Source organism: Microbacterium sp. NPDC055521, from assembly GCF_053619695.1.
In genome coordinates, this window is the sequence record NZ_JBSHJX010000003.1 from 1 (window position 1) to 16,965 (window position 16,965).

14 protein-coding genes are annotated in these 16,965 nt (G+C 68.4%); 7 read left to right on the forward strand and 7 right to left on the reverse strand.

What is annotated here, in order from left to right:
- Window positions 1-127: 127 nt before the first annotated feature.
- From ACWGSM_RS03570 to ACWGSM_RS03590, 5 genes are all read right to left on the reverse strand, one after another.
- Window positions 128-1,441: an ABC transporter substrate-binding protein gene (locus tag ACWGSM_RS03570; RefSeq protein WP_452321598.1), complete on the reverse strand. Its 1,314-nt coding sequence runs from the start codon at window positions 1,439-1,441 to the stop codon at window positions 128-130.
- A gap of 119 nt (window positions 1,442-1,560) precedes the next feature.
- Entirely contained in the window at window positions 1,561-2,325 is a 765-nt protein-coding gene (locus ACWGSM_RS03575) for an amino acid ABC transporter ATP-binding protein (protein ID WP_452321599.1), read from the reverse strand.
- The gene (locus tag ACWGSM_RS03580; protein WP_452321600.1) at window positions 2,322-3,257 is read right to left on the reverse strand and encodes an amino acid ABC transporter permease; all 936 of its coding nucleotides are present in this window, start codon (window positions 3,255-3,257) and stop codon (window positions 2,322-2,324) included. Before ACWGSM_RS03580 ends, ACWGSM_RS03575 begins: the two co-directional genes overlap by 4 nt.
- A gap of 25 nt (window positions 3,258-3,282) precedes the next feature.
- Entirely contained in the window at window positions 3,283-4,239 is a 957-nt protein-coding gene (locus ACWGSM_RS03585; RefSeq protein WP_452321601.1) for an ABC transporter substrate-binding protein, read from the reverse strand.
- Window positions 4,240-4,262: 23 nt separating this feature from the next.
- Window positions 4,263-5,852, reverse strand: coding sequence for an amidohydrolase (locus tag ACWGSM_RS03590; RefSeq protein ID WP_452321602.1), 1,590 nt, complete (start codon window positions 5,850-5,852; stop codon window positions 4,263-4,265).
- A gap of 133 nt (window positions 5,853-5,985) precedes the next feature.
- On the opposite strand from ACWGSM_RS03590, the gene ACWGSM_RS03595 reads away from it, so the two are divergent.
- The 4 genes from ACWGSM_RS03595 to ACWGSM_RS03610 all read left to right on the forward strand — a co-directional run bounded on the left by ACWGSM_RS03595 (window position 5,986) and on the right by ACWGSM_RS03610 (window position 11,488).
- A complete protein-coding gene (locus tag ACWGSM_RS03595) occupies window positions 5,986-6,921 on the forward strand; it encodes a 2-hydroxyacid dehydrogenase (protein ID WP_452321603.1) in 936 nt (311 codons plus the stop codon).
- 47 nt (window positions 6,922-6,968) lie between these two features.
- Window positions 6,969-8,642 carry a glycoside hydrolase family 13 protein gene (locus tag ACWGSM_RS03600; protein ID WP_452321604.1) on the forward strand — a complete coding sequence of 558 codons (1,674 nt, stop codon included), beginning with the start codon at window positions 6,969-6,971 and terminating at the stop codon, window positions 8,640-8,642.
- 103 nt (window positions 8,643-8,745) lie between these two features.
- Complete coding sequence (locus ACWGSM_RS03605; protein ID WP_452321605.1) at window positions 8,746-9,756, forward strand: LacI family DNA-binding transcriptional regulator; 1,011 nt, start codon at window positions 8,746-8,748, stop codon at window positions 9,754-9,756.
- Window positions 9,757-10,027: 271 nt separating this feature from the next.
- Window positions 10,028-11,488, forward strand: a complete 1,461-nt coding sequence (locus ACWGSM_RS03610; protein WP_452321606.1) for an alanine/glycine:cation symporter family protein — start codon at window positions 10,028-10,030, stop codon at window positions 11,486-11,488.
- Between the two features lie 139 nt (window positions 11,489-11,627).
- Here the strand turns inward: ACWGSM_RS03610 and ACWGSM_RS03615 are convergent, their stop codons facing one another.
- On the reverse strand, window positions 11,628-11,831 hold the full coding sequence (locus tag ACWGSM_RS03615; protein WP_313356889.1) for a cold-shock protein: 204 nt from the start codon (window positions 11,829-11,831) through the stop codon (window positions 11,628-11,630).
- A gap of 290 nt (window positions 11,832-12,121) precedes the next feature.
- Here ACWGSM_RS03615 and ACWGSM_RS03620 point away from each other — a divergent pair, with 290 nt between their 5' ends.
- Window positions 12,122-13,354: an amidohydrolase gene (locus ACWGSM_RS03620; protein ID WP_452321607.1), complete on the forward strand. Its 1,233-nt coding sequence runs from the start codon at window positions 12,122-12,124 to the stop codon at window positions 13,352-13,354.
- Between the two features lie 20 nt (window positions 13,355-13,374).
- Here ACWGSM_RS03620 and ACWGSM_RS03625 read toward each other — a convergent pair whose 3' ends face one another.
- On the reverse strand, window positions 13,375-14,043 hold the full coding sequence (locus ACWGSM_RS03625; protein ID WP_452321608.1) for a GTP pyrophosphokinase: 669 nt from the start codon (window positions 14,041-14,043) through the stop codon (window positions 13,375-13,377).
- Window positions 14,044-14,208: 165 nt separating this feature from the next.
- Between ACWGSM_RS03625 and ACWGSM_RS03630 the strand changes: the two genes are divergently transcribed.
- Both ACWGSM_RS03630 and ACWGSM_RS03635 read left to right on the forward strand, forming a co-directional pair.
- Complete coding sequence (locus ACWGSM_RS03630; RefSeq protein WP_452321609.1) at window positions 14,209-16,275, forward strand: APC family permease; 2,067 nt, start codon at window positions 14,209-14,211, stop codon at window positions 16,273-16,275.
- 77 nt (window positions 16,276-16,352) lie between these two features.
- On the forward strand, window positions 16,353-16,952 hold the full coding sequence (locus ACWGSM_RS03635; protein ID WP_452321610.1) for an NADPH-dependent FMN reductase: 600 nt from the start codon (window positions 16,353-16,355) through the stop codon (window positions 16,950-16,952).
- Window positions 16,953-16,965 lie beyond the last annotated feature (13 nt).

A 16,965-nucleotide genomic window follows, 5' to 3' on the forward strand; every position in this document is an offset into this window, starting at 1 on the left:
CGTACACGCCCTGACCGCCGCTGCGCGGGTTCCCGCGGTAGGTCAGGAGCGCGATCCGCAGGGCGCTCACCGCTCACTCCCGCGTACCCCTGCGGCACCCGCCCAGCCTCGGTGAGCTGAACCATGGTTACTTCTTGGACCGTTCCTCGACGAGCTCGGCGACGGTGTCGAGGCTCTCCTGAGCGTCGGTCTTGCCCTCGTAGAGCTTCTGGAACTCCTCGCTGACGGCGACCGGCAGGCCCGGAACGCGCGCTTCGGCGGCGTAATCCTCGAAGCCGACGTCGCGCATGTCGAGGAAGGTCTGGGCGTGAGCGGGGTAGCCGTCTTCGAGCACGACCTCGTCGGCGCCCTTGATCGACGGGACGGCGTTGCCGCCGCCCTTCAGGCGGAAGATCTGCCCCTCAGCGCTCAGGAACTCCGTCCAGAAGGTGAACGCCGCGTCCTTAACCTTCGTCTTGCCGTTGATGGCGAGGTACGAGGCGGCGACACCGGTGGGAGCGGGTTCGCCGTCTGGGGTGGGCCAGCGCACGATGTCGTACGAGTCCTCGACGCCGGCCGACGTGAGCGTGCCGATCGTGTATCGGCCCTGCACGAAGAAGCCCGCCTTGTGAGTGACAAAGACGCTGTCGGCGCCCGCGCCGTCGGGCAGGGTGTCGGCGACGACGAAGGTGCCGTCCTGGAACAGATCGCCGAGCTGCTGCATCGCCTCGACGGCGTCGGCGTCCTTATTCGCCACGAAGGCGCCGCTGTCGTCGTACGGCGCGTTGATGCCCTGCGACGACAGCCAGCTCCAGTGCGTCGCCCAGTAGTTCCAGAACATCGAGCCGGTGAGCTTCGCGTCGTGCAGCTTGGCGTTCATCTCGAGGTACTTGTCGGTGGTCCACTCCCCGTTCTCGGCGAGCGTAGCCGGGTCCTCGGTGACACCCGCGGCCTTCAGCGCCTCCTTGTCGTACCAGAGCACGTCGGGGTTCGAGTCGTTCGGGGCCGCGTAGACCTCGTCGTCCTTCTCGGCCGCGCCGAACAGGCCGGGGAAGAAGTCGTCGTGCTTGGTCTTGCTGTCCTCCGAGTCCATCAGCTCCTTGAGCGGCATCAGACGGCCGGAGTCGACGAACTGCCCGATCATGTCGTCGCCGATGTAGATCACGTCGGGCGCGGTGTTGCTGGTCAGCTGCGCGAGCAGCTTCGAGTGGTAGTCCCCGTACCCGGCAACGGGCTGCAGCTTGACCTTGATGTCGGGGTGACGCTTCATGAAGTCCATATTGAACTCCTCGAAGCGGGTCAGCTCGTCGGCCGTGCCCCACGTCGACCAGACCACGGTCGCATTGCCGTCCGCATCGACGCCACCGCCGCGGCCGCCCCCGCCGCTGCAGGCGGCGAGGCCGATGGTCAGCGCGCCGACGGCGAGGCCGGCGAGGTACTTCCGATACTTGGAGCGGGACATGCCGCCACCTCTTTCGTCATTGGAAGAGCCGGTACTCCGGCCGATGAGTGGAACGCTAGTATTTTGTATACAGAACACACCCAGTGTCAATCTCCGTGATCATACCGAGACCACCGACCTCAGAGCACGCGTGACAGGAAGCGCTGCGTGCGGTCGCTGGACGGGCTCGAGAGCACCTGGCCCGGCACTCCCGTCTCGACGACCACTCCTGCGTCGATGAACGTCAGCGAATCAGCGACCTCGCGTGCGAATCCGATCTCGTGCGTGACCAGCACCATCGTCATGCCGGCCTCGGCGAGCGACTTCATCACCTCGAGCACCTCGTCAACCAGCTCCGGGTCGAGACCCGAGGTCGGCTCGTCGAACAGCATCACGGCGGGCTGCATCGCGAGTGATCGCGCGATGGCGACGCGCTGCTGCTGCCCACCCGAGAGCTGGCTCGGGTACTTGTGCGCGTGATCGCTCATGCCCACTCGCTCGAGCTGGTAATGCGCGTTCTCCACAGCATCCGCGCGCGATATCCCCTTCACCTTGACCTGCGCGCAGATCACGTTCTCGAGGGCGTTCATGTTGCCGAACAGGTTGAACCGCTGGAAGACCATGCCGATCTCGCGGCGGAACCGCGCGAAGTCCTTTGGACGCCACTCGTGGAACCGGTCGTCGCGTCGGGTGTACCCCACCGTTTCGCCGTTCACGCGGATGACGCCGTCGTCGATGCGCTCGAGCGCGTTCAGGCAGCGCAGGAAGGTGGACTTGCCCGACCCCGACGGGCCGATGATGCAGGCCACCTCGCCCCGGTCGACGGTGAAGTCGATGCCCCGCAGCACCTCGGCGTGCCCGAACGACTTGCGCACACCCTCCGCGACGATGATCTTCTCGGTCATTTCAGGTCCTCCGTCGGCACCCGGATCACGCCGGTCTTGAACAGCCCGCCGTCGCCGGACGGAAGCGATGTGCGCCGCCTGGTCGCAGGCACGACCGTGCTGTTGCCGAACTTCTTCTCGAGCTTGCTCTGCAGGTAGGTGGCGATCGCGGTCAGCAGCATGTACCAGAGACTCACCACGATGAGCAGCTCCATGATCTTGCTGTTCTCCTTGTAGATCTGGCTCGCGTTGGTCATCAGGTCGTTGCCCGCGACGACGTAGACCAGCGACGTCGTCTTCAGCATCCCGATGAACTCGTTGCCGAACGGCGGGATGATGATCCGCAGCGCCTGGGGCAGCACGACGATGCGCAGTCGCTGCGACGAGGTCATGCCCAGTGAGCTCGCGGCCTCGGATTGGCCGATGTCGACGGCCTGGATGCCTGCCCGTACGATCTCGGCGGCGTACGCGCCGAGGTTCAGCGCGAGACCGAGCACGGCCGCGTTGAACCCGGTCATGACGGTGTTCGTGTCCCACTCGTAGCCGACGCTCGTCCCGGGGATCGCGAGCACCAGCGTCGGGAACAGGAAGGCGAGGTTGAACCAGAAGATCAGCTGCACCAGCACGGGTGTGCCGCGGAAGAACCAGATGTACAGCGTGCTCAGCAGCTGGGCGACCGGGTTCGACGACAGCTTCATCACCGCCAGCACGACGCCGATCACGAGCCCGATCACCGTGGAGATGATCGACAGCGCTATCGTCACCCCCACGCCGGCGAGGATCTTCGGGAAGAAGATGTAGTAGCCGACATCGGCCCACGACAGGTGCGGATTCACCGGCAGCGCGTACGCGAACCCGGCGACCACCGCGATGCAGACGAGTGCGACGATGATGCGGCCGGGGTGCCGCAGACTCACGATGTTGCCCGCGTGAGGCCAGGAGGTCGCACGCATCGCATCAGGAGACGAGGGGGTCATCTCAGTTGCCCTTGTTGATCGTCGCCTCGTCGATGCCCATGCCGGCGAGGTCCCAGGCCTCCAGGATGTCGGCGTAGGAGCCGTCGTCCATGAGCTGGTTCATGGTGTCCTGCGTCAGACTGATCAGCTCCTGCGCGTCGGGCGAGATGCCGATGCCGAACAGCGCCTCCCCGGGGATCTCCACGGCCTCGAGCTTGTCGTCCGACTGGCTCACGCGGTACTGCGCGACGGGGAAGTCGTTCATCCCGGCATCCGCGCGCCCGTTCTGCAGCTGCAGCAGCGCCTCGGGATCATTGGCGAAGCCGAGGATCTGGATCTTCTCGGCACCCGACGCGACGCAGTCCTCGCTGTATGTCTCGGCGAGCTGCATGTAGTAGCCGTTGTCGAGCACCGCGAGAGTCTTCCCGCACATGTCGTCCGGCGTCTTGATGCCCTTCGGGTTGCCCTTGGCGACGACGAAAGCGCCGGCCGACTTGGCGTAGTCGACGAACGAGACCTTCTCGCGGCGAACCTCGGTGTCGTTTAGCCCCGAGATGACCATGTCGTAGCGGCCGGAAGCGACGCCGGGCACCATCGCGTTCGGATCGGAGTTCTCGATGGTGACCTCGACACCCCAGAGCGCGCCAAGCGCGCGGGCGAACGACATGTCGACGCCGATCATCGCCTTGCCGTCCTCATCGAACATCTCCATCGGCGGGTATCCGTCCGCGGTGGCGACCGTGAGCCCGTTCTTCTTGATGTCGGCCGGAACGCGCTCGGCCAGCTCGGGGTCGACCTCGAGACCCTTCAGCACGTCGACGGCGAGGTCGCCGGCGGGGATGTCGACGGTCGCCGGGGCGGTGTCGCCGCCGTCATTCGCTTCGGCGCCGCCGACCGGCTTGCCTCCGCATCCGACGAGCATGAGGGCGCCGGCGACGGCGGCGGCGGTCAGGACGACTCTGGCCTGCGTGGTGTTCATGTTTTCATCTCTCTGTGTGGCCGTCACGGCGTGACGGGTGGCTGGTGCGGGTCGAGCGCATCCCACCGGGTCGCTCCGCCGACGACGGTGCGCACCACCTGGGCATCGCGAAGGGCGGCAGCGTCGACGCTGCGGGGATCGCGGTCGAGCACGATGAAGTCCGCGAGCAGACCGGGCGCGAGCCGTCCCCGATCGACGTGCCCGGCCGCCCTGGCTGCGGTGACGGTGTACGCGCGCCATGCTTGGGACCGGGTCAGCCGCTCGTGTGGCTGCCACCCGCCGGCCGGCGTGCCGTCGGCTCGCTCGCGCGTGATGGCCGAGTGGATCCCGTGCAGCGGGTGGATGCCCTCGACCGGCGCGTCTGAGCTGAAGGCGACCGGCACTCCGTGCTCGAGGAGAGTGCGCCAGCCGTATGAGACGAGGTCTCGGGCGCCGAGTCGCCGCTCGACCATGTCGATGTCTGACGTGCACGACTCCGGCTGCATCACGGCGACGGCTCCGCTGCGAGCGAGCAGGGCGAGGTGCTCGCGGCGCACATGCTGGGCGTGCTCGATGCGGTGCGGTACGGCCACGCTGCCCGACGGGACGCGCGATGCGACCAGCGCGTCAGCGGTGTTGCGCACCGCGGCGTCGCCGATCGCATGGATGGCCGTCGAGAATCCTCGGGATGCGCAGCGTGCGATGATCCGCCGCAGGTCGCCCATGTCGATCGCCTCGATGCCTGTGCTGTCCGGAAGGTCGGCGAATGGCTCGCTGAGGTGGCAGGTGTGCGAGCCGAGCGCGCCGTCCGAGAAGAGCTTCACCCCGCCGTAGTCGAGCCACTGGTCGCCGCTGCCGGTGCGGATGCCGGCGTCCGACACCTCGTCTAGCTCGGCGTCGATGGTGAGCTTGTGCACGCGCAGCGGCAGGGCGCGCTCGGCCGCCGATCGCTGAAAGATCTCGCGGGCGATCCGGTCGTCGATGTCGTGGATGCCGGCCACTCCGGCCCTCGTGAGGTCGTGCAGGACGCCGAGGACGCGGTCTTCGATCGTGCCGCGGATGCTGCGCTCGATCTCATGCTGCACGGCGAAGGCCGACGCCTCGGTGACGATCCCGTCCGGCGCGAGACTGCGGTCCATCCCGAGGCGGTCGACGGCTGCGGTGTTCAGCCAGTACGCGTGCAGGTCGGCGGAGTGCAGCGCGACAGGCGTGGCACCGGTGGCGTGATCCAGAGCGGAGAGATCCGCCGGACGGCGGTCGTCCCAGGCACCGGCGTTCCACCCGGCACCGAGCAGCCAGCCGTTGCCTGTGCAACCCGGTCCGCCGGCGCGCAGCGCTGCCCCCGCCTGCAGCGCGAGGCGCTCGAATCCGTCGGCGGCAGACAGATCGACCTCGAGAGAGCGTGTGGCGAGCTGCACTGCGTGCACGTGCGCGTCAATGAACGCTGCAGCGACGTGGCCGCCCTGCAGGTCGACGCGAGCGGCTGCGGCGGGGGCTGCCTCGCGGCACTCGGCGACCGACCCGATCGCAGCGATGCGCTGATCGACGACGACGATCGCCTCCGACTGCGGCATGTCCCCCTCGGCATCCAGATCCAGATGCACGCGAGCGTTCTCGAAGATCGTCGTGGTCAAGTCGGCTCTCTCGCTCGGCGGTCTCAGCGGCGTCGACCCATCGGAAGCGCCGTCGCTTCTTGTATGCAGAATACAGCATTCAGTATGGATTGCAAGCATCCCGTCTGCGGCCGCCCGCGACTAGGGTCAAAGCGTGAGCCTTCTCGTCACCGTGCCCACCGACCGTCTCGCAGCGGGCCTCGGCAATCTGCCCGACGGTGTGAAGCTGGAGATCTGGGATCTGCGCTCGTCCGCACCCGCAGACCGGATCGACATCGTCGTGCCGCCGTACATGGGAGGCAGCAGCGTGCTGTCGGCCCTCGACGGGCTCGACGTCCGGCTCGTGCAGGGTCAGTCGATCGGATACGACGGCGTCGCCGAGGCGCTGCCGGCCGGCATCCCGTTCGCGAACGCCGCGAGCGTGCACGAGGCATCGACCGCCGAGCTCGCGGTGGGCATGATGATCGCCGCGCAGCGGCAGCTGCCGCGGTTCGCGGCCGCGCAGGAGCGCGGCGAGTGGGCACCCGTGTTCGCCGAGAGTCTCGCCGACCGGCGGGTGCTGCTGATCGGCTTCGGCGGAGTGGGCACGGCGATCGCCCGGCGCCTCGCGCCGTTCGAGGTCGAGCTGACGGCCGTGGCGCGCACCGCGCGCACCGAGCAGGTCGACGGGGCCGGCGAGATCGCCGTGCACGGCATGGACAGGCTCGACGAGCTGCTGCCGGATGCCGAGATCGTGGTGCTGAGCCTGCCGGCAAGCGACGCCACGCACCATCTGTTCGACCGCGGGCGCATCGCGCGCATGGCGGAGGGCGCCCTGCTGGTGAACGTCGGCCGCGGGACGCTGATCGACACCGGCGCCCTGGTCGACGCACTGAACACCGGCGCGATCCGCGCCGCATCCGACGTCTTCGAAGACGAGCCGCTGCCGGCCGGGCATCCGCTGTGGTCGGCGCCGAACCTGCTCATCACCCCGCACGGCGGGGGCGCGTCGACCGCGATGAACCCGCGGATTGTGCGGCTGCTTCGCAGCCAGATCGACCGGATGCTGGCCGGCGAGCCCCCGCTGAACGTCGTCATCCCGGCATCCTGAACACACGGCCGAGAACGCGATGTAAGCGCTTGCAGTAACCTGGTCGCATGGCACAGCGTGAACAGCAGCGTGAGCAGATGGCGGCCCCCGGTTCGGAATGGTGGCGCACCGCCGTCATCTATCAGATCTATCCCCGCTCTTTCGCCGACGCCTCGGGCGACGGCATCGGCGACCTGCCCGGCGTCACCAGCCGGCTCGACGACCTGAAGAGCCTGGGCATCGACGCCATCTGGCTGAGCCCGTTCATGACCAGCCCGCAGAAGGACGCCGGTTACGACGTCGCCGACTACCGCGACGTCGACCCGCTGTTCGGCACGCTCGACGATTTCGACGTGATGCTGAACGAGGCGCACGCCCGCGGCATCCGGGTGATCGTCGATCTCGTGCCCAACCACTCCTCCGACCAGCACGTCTGGTTCCAGGAGGCGCTGAAGGCGGCCCCCGGCAGCCCCGAGCGTGCCCGCTACGTCTTCCGCGACGGCCGCGGCGAGAACGGCGAGCTGCCCCCGAACAACTGGGAGAGCGTGTTCGGCGGCGGCATGTGGCAGCGCGTGGTCGAGGCGGACGGCTCGCCCGGGCAGTGGTACCTGCACATCTTCGACGCATCGCAGCCGGACTTCGACTGGACCAACGAAGAGGTGCGTGAGGAGTTCCGCAGCATCCTGCGCTTCTGGCTCGACCGCGGAGTCGACGGATTCCGCGTCGACGTGGCGCACGGGATGATGAAGGAAGCGGGGCTGCCCGACTACGCCCCCGTCGCCGACGCCGACTCGATGGGCGGCGGCGAGGAGAACGTGCCGTACTGGGGGCAGGACGAAGTGCACGACATCTACCGCGACTGGAACAAGGTGCTCGCCGAGTACGACGGCGACCGCGCCCTGTGCGGCGAGGCATGGCTGCCGACACTGAAGAAGACCGCGCTCTGGGTGCGCCCCGACGAGATGCACCAGACCTTCAACTTCCCCTACCTGATGACGCCGTGGGATGCCCAGGAGCTGCGCCTCGTCATCCGCGAATCCCTCGAGGAGTTCGGCAAGGTCGGCGCCCCGAGCACCTGGGTGCTCTCGAACCACGACGTGATCCGGCACGCCTCGCGCCTCGCGCTGACCGCCGACAGCCCGCAGGGCGACGGCATCGGGCCGAAGTCCGAGGGCAAGCCCGACCCGGTGATCGGTCTCTCCCGCGGACGCGCGGCGAGCACGCTCATGCTCGCGCTGCCCGGTTCGGCGTACGTCTACCAGGGCGAGGAGCTGGGCCTTCCGGAGGCGATGGAGATCCCCGACGAGTTCCGTCAGGATCCGACCTGGTTCCGCACGAACGGCGAGCGCTACGGCCGTGACGGCTGCCGTGTGCCGCTGCCGTGGACGGCCGAGGGTCCCGCGTTCGGGTTCAACGACACCGGCGCCTCGTGGCTGCCGCAGCCGCCCGAGTGGGCGACCTTCGCCCGCGACGCGGAGGAGGGCGATCCCGACTCGACGCTGAACCTGTACAAGAAGCTGCTCAGCGAGCGCGCCGCGCGGGGCCTCGGCAGCGGGTCGCTCATCTGGGACGACGTGGACGACTCGGCGGTGGCCTTCCACCGCGGCGAGCTGCACGTGGTCGCGAACCTCGGCGACGCCCCGATCGATCTCGGCGACGACGTGACCTTCGTCGTGCAGAGCGAGCCGTTCGCCGGCACCGCCCTGCCTCCGAACACCGCCGCCTGGTTCACACGCGCCTGAGCGGGCCGGCCCGTGAGAAACCACATCCCGAGTGAGAAAGCACGCCGCGCGGCGTGTGTCATGCGGGATGTGGTTTCTCAGCCGGGTGGGAGGGGGTGACGTCGTGGTGAGCATCGACGAGGTCGCGCGGCTGGCGGGCGTGTCCACCGCGACCGTGTCGCGGGCGCTCAGCGGGCGCGGGCATGTGTCGGACGGCGCGCGCGAGCGCGTGCGCGCGGCGGCGGACTCGCTCGGCTACGTCGTGTCGTCGCGTGCGTCGAGCCTGGCATCCGGACGCACACAGAACGTCGGCGTGATCGTGCCGTTCCTCGACCGCTGGTTCTTCGGGGCCGTGCTGTCGGGCGTCACCAGTGCCCTGATGCGGGCGGGCTACGACGTCACGCTGTACAACATCACCGCCGACGTCGAGGTGCGCCGTCAGGTGTTCTCGACGTTCCTGCGTCGACAGCGGGTGGATGCCGTGATCGCCGTTGCGATCGAGCTCGACGCCGACGAGACCGCCCGGCTGCTCGACCTCGGCCTGCCGGTGATCGGCGTCGGCGGCCCCAAGCCGCAACTGCCCACCCTGACCTTCGACGACACCGCTGTCGCGCGCCTGGCCACCGGACATCTGATCGGCCTCGGGCACCGCGACATCGCACACATCGGCGCGGCGCCCGAGTTCGAGGCCGACTTCCGCGTGCCGTCGCGTCGACGCCTCGGCTTCGAGCAGGCGCTGGCCGCCGCCGGGCTGGCGCCCGATTCGGTGCTTCTCGAGCCGGCCGACTTCACCGTCGACGGCGGATACCGCGCCGCGACGCGGCTGCTCGGCCGCTCCGCGCCGCGGCCGACGGCGATCTTCGCCGCGTCCGACGAGATGGCCATCGGCGCGCTGCTGGCCGCGCGCGACCTCGGCATCCGCGTGCCCGACGAACTCTCGATCGTCGGCATCGACGGGTACGAGCTCGGGGAGTTCTTCGAGCTCACGACCGTCGACCAGTTCCCGCTCGCGCAGGGCGAGCGGGCGGCGGCGGCGATCCTCGCGCAGCTCGAGGGAGCTCCGGATGCCGGGGCCGTCGCCGACCTGCCGTACGAGCTCATCGTGCGCAGCACGACAGCGCCCCCGCGCCGGTAGCCATCCGGCATCGGTCGAGTCGTGCGTTCCTGTGATCAGGCGGCGACGAGAACGGGCGGTGTGGCGCGCGAGACGAGCAGGTGCAGGTGCAGGTGCAGCGTCATCGCGAGCACGACGGCCGCGGTGAGGGCGAACACCGCGACGAGCTGGCCTGCCGCCGTGTTACGTCTGGCCTCGTGCCGGCCCCGTCATCGCATCCGCACGGGGTCGATCCAGCCCGTTCCGCCCGGCGCTGTCGTCCTCCGCGGGCTCGCCCCTGAATACTGGACGGATGGACGCCCTCAACGACTTCGTGCTCTTCTTCGGCGACAAGCTCTGGACGTGGGCTGTTCTGCCGATCCTGCTGCTGCTCGGCCTCTACTTCACCTTCCGCTCGGGCGTCGTGCAGTTCCGGCTCATCCCCGAGATGTTCCGCACGCTCACCGACCGCACGCCGACGGATGCCGACGGCAGGCCGCAGTCGGTGTCGGCGTTCCAGGCGTTCACCATCTCGGCGGCATCCCGGGTCGGCGTCGGCAACATCGCCGGCGTCGGCACCGCGATCGCGATCGGCGGCCCGGGTGCGGTGTTCTGGATGTGGACGATGGCGTTCATCGGCGGCGCCTCGAGCTTCATCGAGTCGACTCTGGGCCAGACGTTCAAAGTGCGCGACCGCGACGGGTTCCGGGGCGGCCCCGCGTACTACATGCAGCACGGGCTGAAGGCCCGCTGGATGGGCATCGTCTTCGCGGTCATCCTCATCCTGTGCTTCCCATTCTCATTCAACTCGCTGCAGGCCAACACCATCAGCGCCACCGTCTCGGGCAGCTTCGGCGGTGAGGTCGCGTGGATCCCGTGGGTGGTCGGCGCCGTGCTCGCCACGCTCACCGCGCTGGTCATCTTCGGCGGAGTCCGCCGCATCGCCTCGGTGTCGTCGGCCGTCGTGCCGCTGATGGCCCTGGTGTACCTGCTGCTGGGACTGGTGATCGTCGCGATCCACATCGAGCGGCTGCCCGAGGTGTTCGCCTCGATCTACACGCAGGCGTGGGGCACCCAGGAGGTCGCCGGAGGCGCACTGGGCACGATCATCATGATCGGCGCGAAGCGCGGCATGTTCTCGAACGAGGCGGGCCTGGGCTCTGCCCCGAACGCCGGCGCGACCGCCGCTGTCACCCACCCGGTCAAGCAGGGCCTCGTGCAGACCCTCGGCGTCTACTTCGACACCTTCCTGGTGTGCTCGATCACGGCGTTCATCGTGCTCGTCGCCACTCCCGACCTCGCGAACGCCGAGCAGGGCATCGTGCTCACCCAGAACGCGCTGGTCAGCTCACTCGGCTCGTGGTCGAACGTCGTGCTGAGCGTGATCATCTTCCTGCTGGCGTTCAGCTCGATCCTCGGCAACTACTACTACGGCGAATCGAACATCGAGTTCATCCGCGCCAAGCGCAGCGTGCTGCAGACCTACCGCGCGCTGGTCGTGCTCGTCGTCTTCCTCGGCTCGATCGCCTCGGCCGACCTCATCTGGAACACCGCCGACAGCATCATGGGAATCATGGCGATCGTGAACCTCGTCGCCATCGCGCTGCTCTCGGGCGTCGCGTTCAAGCTGCTGCGCGACTACCTCGACCAGCGCCGGGCGGGCCTCAATCCGGTCTTCACCCGAGAGCGGATGCCCGAGGTCACGGGCATCCAGTGCTGGGAGGACGAGCTGAGCGTCACCGGTCCCATCCCCGTGACCGGAAGCAAGCGCTGAGCGCAGCGCCCCTCATCCGTTCTGCTGGGCGTGCGCGACCGCCGCTACCGGAAGCACCAGACCGCCTGACCGGCTCGGCCCGACGAAAAGAACCGGCCGGCACCCATACGGGTACCGGCCGGTTCTGTAGACGCTCGGATCAGAGCGGGCGGATCTTCGCCGCCTGCATGCCCTTGGGGCCGCGCTCGGGCTCGAACTCCACCTTCTGGTTCTCGGTGAGCTCCTTGTAGCCGGAGCTCTCGATGGCCGAGAAGTGCGCGAACAGGTCATCGGAGCCGTCATCGGGAGCGATGAAGCCGAAGCCCTTCTCGGAGTTGAACCATTTCACAGTGCCAGTGGCCATGTGCTTCTGCTTTCTGTTGATCTGGTCGCTGTCGCGACCGGGGTGCCACGCTGAATTGTCCGGCGTGCACGGTACTGCGATGCCGACCGAGTGGCGCGGGGCGCATGACTCGACGGGATCGGGTGATCCGGGTCCGCGGCACTCACACGCGGGTCGGGATCTGGGTGATGGCTGCAGCGAGACTCGCGCAGCTGTTGAGAGTGAAGCCTCCGGCGGAGGGACATGAGAACAGTATCACGCCCCAGCCGGCAGCAGCCCGATCGGCGGATACCCGGGGCTAGGCTCAACGCATGACCGTCGACCTCGAGGCTCTCTACATCGATCTGCACAGGCATCCCGAGCTGTCGTTCCAGGAGACACGCACGGCCGGCGTCGCCGCCGCTCACCTGCGCGAGCTCGGGCTCGAGGTGACCGAGGGCGTCGGGATCACCGGCGTGGTGGGCGTGCTCGCCAACCCGTCGACGAGCTCAGAGCAGACCGACCCCGTGGTGTGGCTGCGCGCCGACATGGACGCACTGCCCGTCGTCGAGGAGACCGGTCTCGCGTACGCGTCGACCGCGACCGGCGTCGACCCCGACGGCAACACCGTCGGGGTGATGCACGCGTGCGGTCACGACATGCACGTGACTGCCATGATCGGCGCCGTCGAGAGGCTGGTCGCCGAGCGGGACCAGTGGAGCGGGACGGTCGTCGTGGTGATCCAGCCCGCCGAGGAGTACGGCGCCGGCGCCCGCGCGATGCTCGACGACGGGGCGCTCGACCGCTTCCCGCGCCCGGACGTGGTGCTCGGCCAGCACGTCACTCCCCTGCCCGCCGGCACGATCGGCGTGCGGCCGGGACCGCAGATGTCGGCATCCGACGGCATCCAGGTGGTGCTGCACGGTCGCGGCGGGCACGGATCGCGCCCGCACTCGACGATCGACCCGATCGTCATGGCCGCGGCGACGATCATGCGGCTGCAGACCGTCGTGTCACGCGAGGTCGACCCGCGCGAGCTCGCCGTCGTGACGGTCGGCGCGATCCACTCGGGCACGAAGAACAACATCATCCCGGCCGACGCCACGCTGCAGCTCAGCCTTCGCTACCCCGACGAGAATCTGCGCGAGAAGGTGCTCGAGAGGGTCGAGCGCGTCATCCGCGCCGAGGCCACGGCATCCGGCGCCGAACGCGAGCCCGAGATCTCGACGCTGCACACACTCCCGGCAACGATCAACGACGCGGATGCCACCGAGCGGGTCATCTCGGCATTCCATGGCGTCTTCGGCGAGCAGTCGGTGATCGATCCCGGGCTGTTCACCGGCAGCGAGGACGTGTCGTGGTTCGCCCGCGACGCGGGCGTGCCCCTCGTGTTCTGGTTCTGGGGCGGCGTCGACCCGACGGTGTACGCGGATGCCGTGGCGAATGGCACGGTCGACAAGAACATCCCGACCAATCATTCGCCCTTCTACGCCCCGGTGATCCACCCCACGATCGAGGTCGGCGTCACCGCGATGGCCACGGCAGCCCGGGAGTTCCTCGGCTGAAACCCGCGCCTGCGACGCCGTCAGGCCTCGATGATGCGCTGGTTGCTCTCGTGGGCCTCGCGGTGCAGGCGCTCCATCCGCACATCGAGCTCGCCGGCCGCCTCGGCAGCGTCGGTGAGACTCTGCACGAGATGCACGGGCACGCGCCCGGCGAACTTGTAGTGGATCTTGTGCTCGAGGCTGGCCCAGAAGTCCATCGCGATGGTGCGGAACTGCACTTCGACGGGGATCGCCACCGGGCCGGTGGAGAGGAACACCGGCACCTCGACGATCGCATGCAGGCTGCGGTAGCCGTTGGGCTTGGGCTCGGCGATGTAGTCCTTGACCATGCGCACGGTCACGTCGTCCTGCTGGGTGAGCAGATCGAACAGCCGGTACACGTCGCTGACGAAGCTGCAGGTGACGCGCACCCCGGCGATGTCGGTGATCTCGCGACGAATCACGTCGAAGTCCCCCTCGATGCCCTTGCGAGCGACCTTCTCGACGATGCTGTCAGGCGTCTTGACGCGACTCTTGACATGCTCGATCGGGTTGTAGGCGTGCATGTGCGTGAACTCGTCGCGCAGGATCGAGATCTTCGTCTCGACCTCGCGCATCCCGAACTCGTACTCGCGCAGGAAGCGTTGGAACGCATCGCGCAGCTGCTTCGCCTCCGCGATCGCAGCGTCGCCGATCGGGAGAATGGTCATGGCCCGACGCTACGCGCCTGCCTTCGGAATCCGCTGGGATCATCGCCTCAGCCGCAGAGTCAGGCGTCGCGGAAACACCAGCCGGTCACGCGGCGACGCCCCGATCGGCGCGTCTGTTGCAGCCGCACGTCGGCAGGCGTAGTGTCGCCGCTCGTGGCAAACGAAATGCGTGAGAACGCGGACGCCCCGCAGCTCGCGAAGCGCATCCTCCTCGGCGAACCCCTCACCACGCAGCAGGTCGACGATCAGCTGCTCCCCAAGCGCATGGCGCTGCCGATCTTCGCATCCGACGCGCTGAGCTCGGTGGCCTACGGGCCGCAGGAGATGCTGATGATCATGCTCATCGGCGGGGTGTCGTTCCTGACCCTCAGCCCCTGGGTGGCGGCCGCCGTCGTGCTGCTGCTGATCGTCGTGGTGCTCAGCTACCGTCAGCTGATCAAGGCGTACCCGTCGGGAGGCGGCGACTACGAGGTCGCGTCGACGAACCTCGGCGAGGTCCCGGGCGTCGTGGTGGCTGCCGCCCTGCTCGTCGACTACGTGCTCACCGTGGCCGTGTCGATCGCATCCGGCGTCGACAACATCATCTCCGCCGTGCCGCAGCTCAACCCGCTGCGGGTCGAGCTGGCCGTCGGCTTCGTCATCCTCATCGTGATCGTCAACCTGCGCGGGGTGCGCGAGGCGCCGACCGTGTTCGCCATCCCGACCTACGTCTTCATCGGCTCGGTCGTGCTGATGATCGCCACCGGGCTCATCCGCACCCTGCTGGGCGATGCGCCCGTCGCGGCGAGCGCCGGCTACACCGTCGAGGCCGAGAGCATCTCGCAGGCGGCGATCGTGCTGCTCGTGCTGCGCGCGTTCTCGAGCGGATGCTCGGCCCTGACCGGCGTCGAGGCCGTGTCAAACGGCGTGCAGGCGTTCCGCAGTCCGAAGATCCGCAACGCGCAGCTGACCTTGACGATGATGGGCGGGGTCGCGGCGCTGCTGTTCGCCGGGCTCACCGCGATGGCGCTGATCGCGGGTGTGCGCTACGCCGAGAACCCATGCGATCTGCAGGGCTTCGACTGCTCGGGTCCGCAGCCGAGCCTGATGGCGCAGATCGCCACGGCGACGTTCGGCGGCGGCAGCATCCTGTTCTTCGTCATCCAGGCGGCCACGGCCTGCGTGCTGCTGCTGGCCGCCAACACCGCCTTCAACGGCTTCCCCCTGCTGGGTGCGGTGCTCGCCCGCGACGGCTACGCGCCGAAGGCGCTGAACATCCGCGGCGACCGGCTGGTGTTCTCGAACGGGATGATCCTGCTCGGCATCGGCGCCGTCGCGGTGCTCGTGGCGTTCCAGGCGAACCTCACGACGCTGATCCAGCTGTACATCATCGGCGTCTTCGTGTCGTTCTCGCTGGGTCAGATCGGCATGGTGCGGCACTGGCGCCGGATGCTGCGCGAGACGGCCCATCGACCACTGTCGGAGGTCGACGCCGAGCGGCGCTCGGCTCGCGTGGGGCTCGTGATCAACTCTCTGGGTGCGACCATGACCATCACGGTGCTCGTGATCGTCACGATCACGAAGTTCACGCACGGCGCGTGGATGGTGTTCTTCGCGATCCCGCTGCTGGCCCTGCTGATGCTGGGCGTGAAGCGGTACTACCGTGACGTCGAGCACGAGATCACCATCGACGACACGACGCACTTCGGCTCACAGGGCGACGTCGCCATCGTGCTCGTCAGCCGCCTGCAGAAGCCGGTGATCAAGGCACTCGACTACGCGATCGCCGCACAGCACGACAAGATCGTCGCCGTGCACATCGCCCTGACGGCGGAGGACGGGAAGGTGCTGCAGCGCGAGTGGGAGCAGCACGGCATCCCGGTTCCGCTGGTGATCCTCGAGTCGCCGTACCGCACCTTCGCGCAGCCCGTCGAGCAGTTCATCCGGCAGTACCGCGAGAAGCACGGACCGTCGGTCGTCACGGTCTATCTGCCGCAGTACATCGTCGGGCACTGGTGGGAAGGCCTGCTGCACAACCGCCGGGCGCGCCGCATCGCCTCACAGCTGATGCTCGTGCACGGCGTGACGATCACGCTCGTGCCATGGCTGCTCGACTCGTCAGAGCTGATCTACGGGCGCCGGTCGCGCCCGGTGCCCGGCCAGGAGCGCGCCGGGCGCCCGGTGGCGCTGTACGGATCGTCGCCGAGAGGCCGACGCGCGCAGCGGCCGGCGGGACCGCCCGACGCAGGCTGAGCCGGCCGCGCAACCCCCGTTGTTCCGCTGGTCTCGAACGGGTAGACCTGAGTCACCTCAGAAGATCGGAGAACGACATGGTCCACCGCATCGGCTACATCGTCGGCAGTCTCGCGAGCGACTCGATCAACCGCGTGCTCGCGGGCGCACTGGTGCGCTCGGCGCCCGAGAGCCTCGAACTCGCCGAGATCCCCATCCGCGACCTGCCGCTGTACAACCGCGACGACGAGCATTCGCCCGTCTCGGCCGTCACCGAGTTCAAACGGGCGATCGAGCGCGCGGACGGCGTACTGCTCGTCTCTCCCGAGTACAACCGCTCGATCCCCGGCGCGCTGAAGAACGCGATCGACTGGGGTTCGCGCCCCTGGGGACAGAACTCCTTCGCGCGCAAGCCGACCGGCATCATCGGCGCGTCGACCGGCGCCATCGGCACCGCGGTCATGCAGGCGTCCATGCGCAGCGTGCTGAGCTTCCTCGATGCGCCGCAGCTGAACGCCCCCGAGGCCTACATCACGTTCCAGCCCGAGTCATACGGCCCCGACGGCGAGGTGAAGGACGAGTCGACGGCGAAATTCCTCCGCCACTACATGAACGAGTACGCGGCCTTCGTCGAGCGCGTGCTCTCGAGCACCCTGCCCGGCCACATGGGCGACTCCGACCCCGACACCATGCACTGAATCCGCGAGAGAT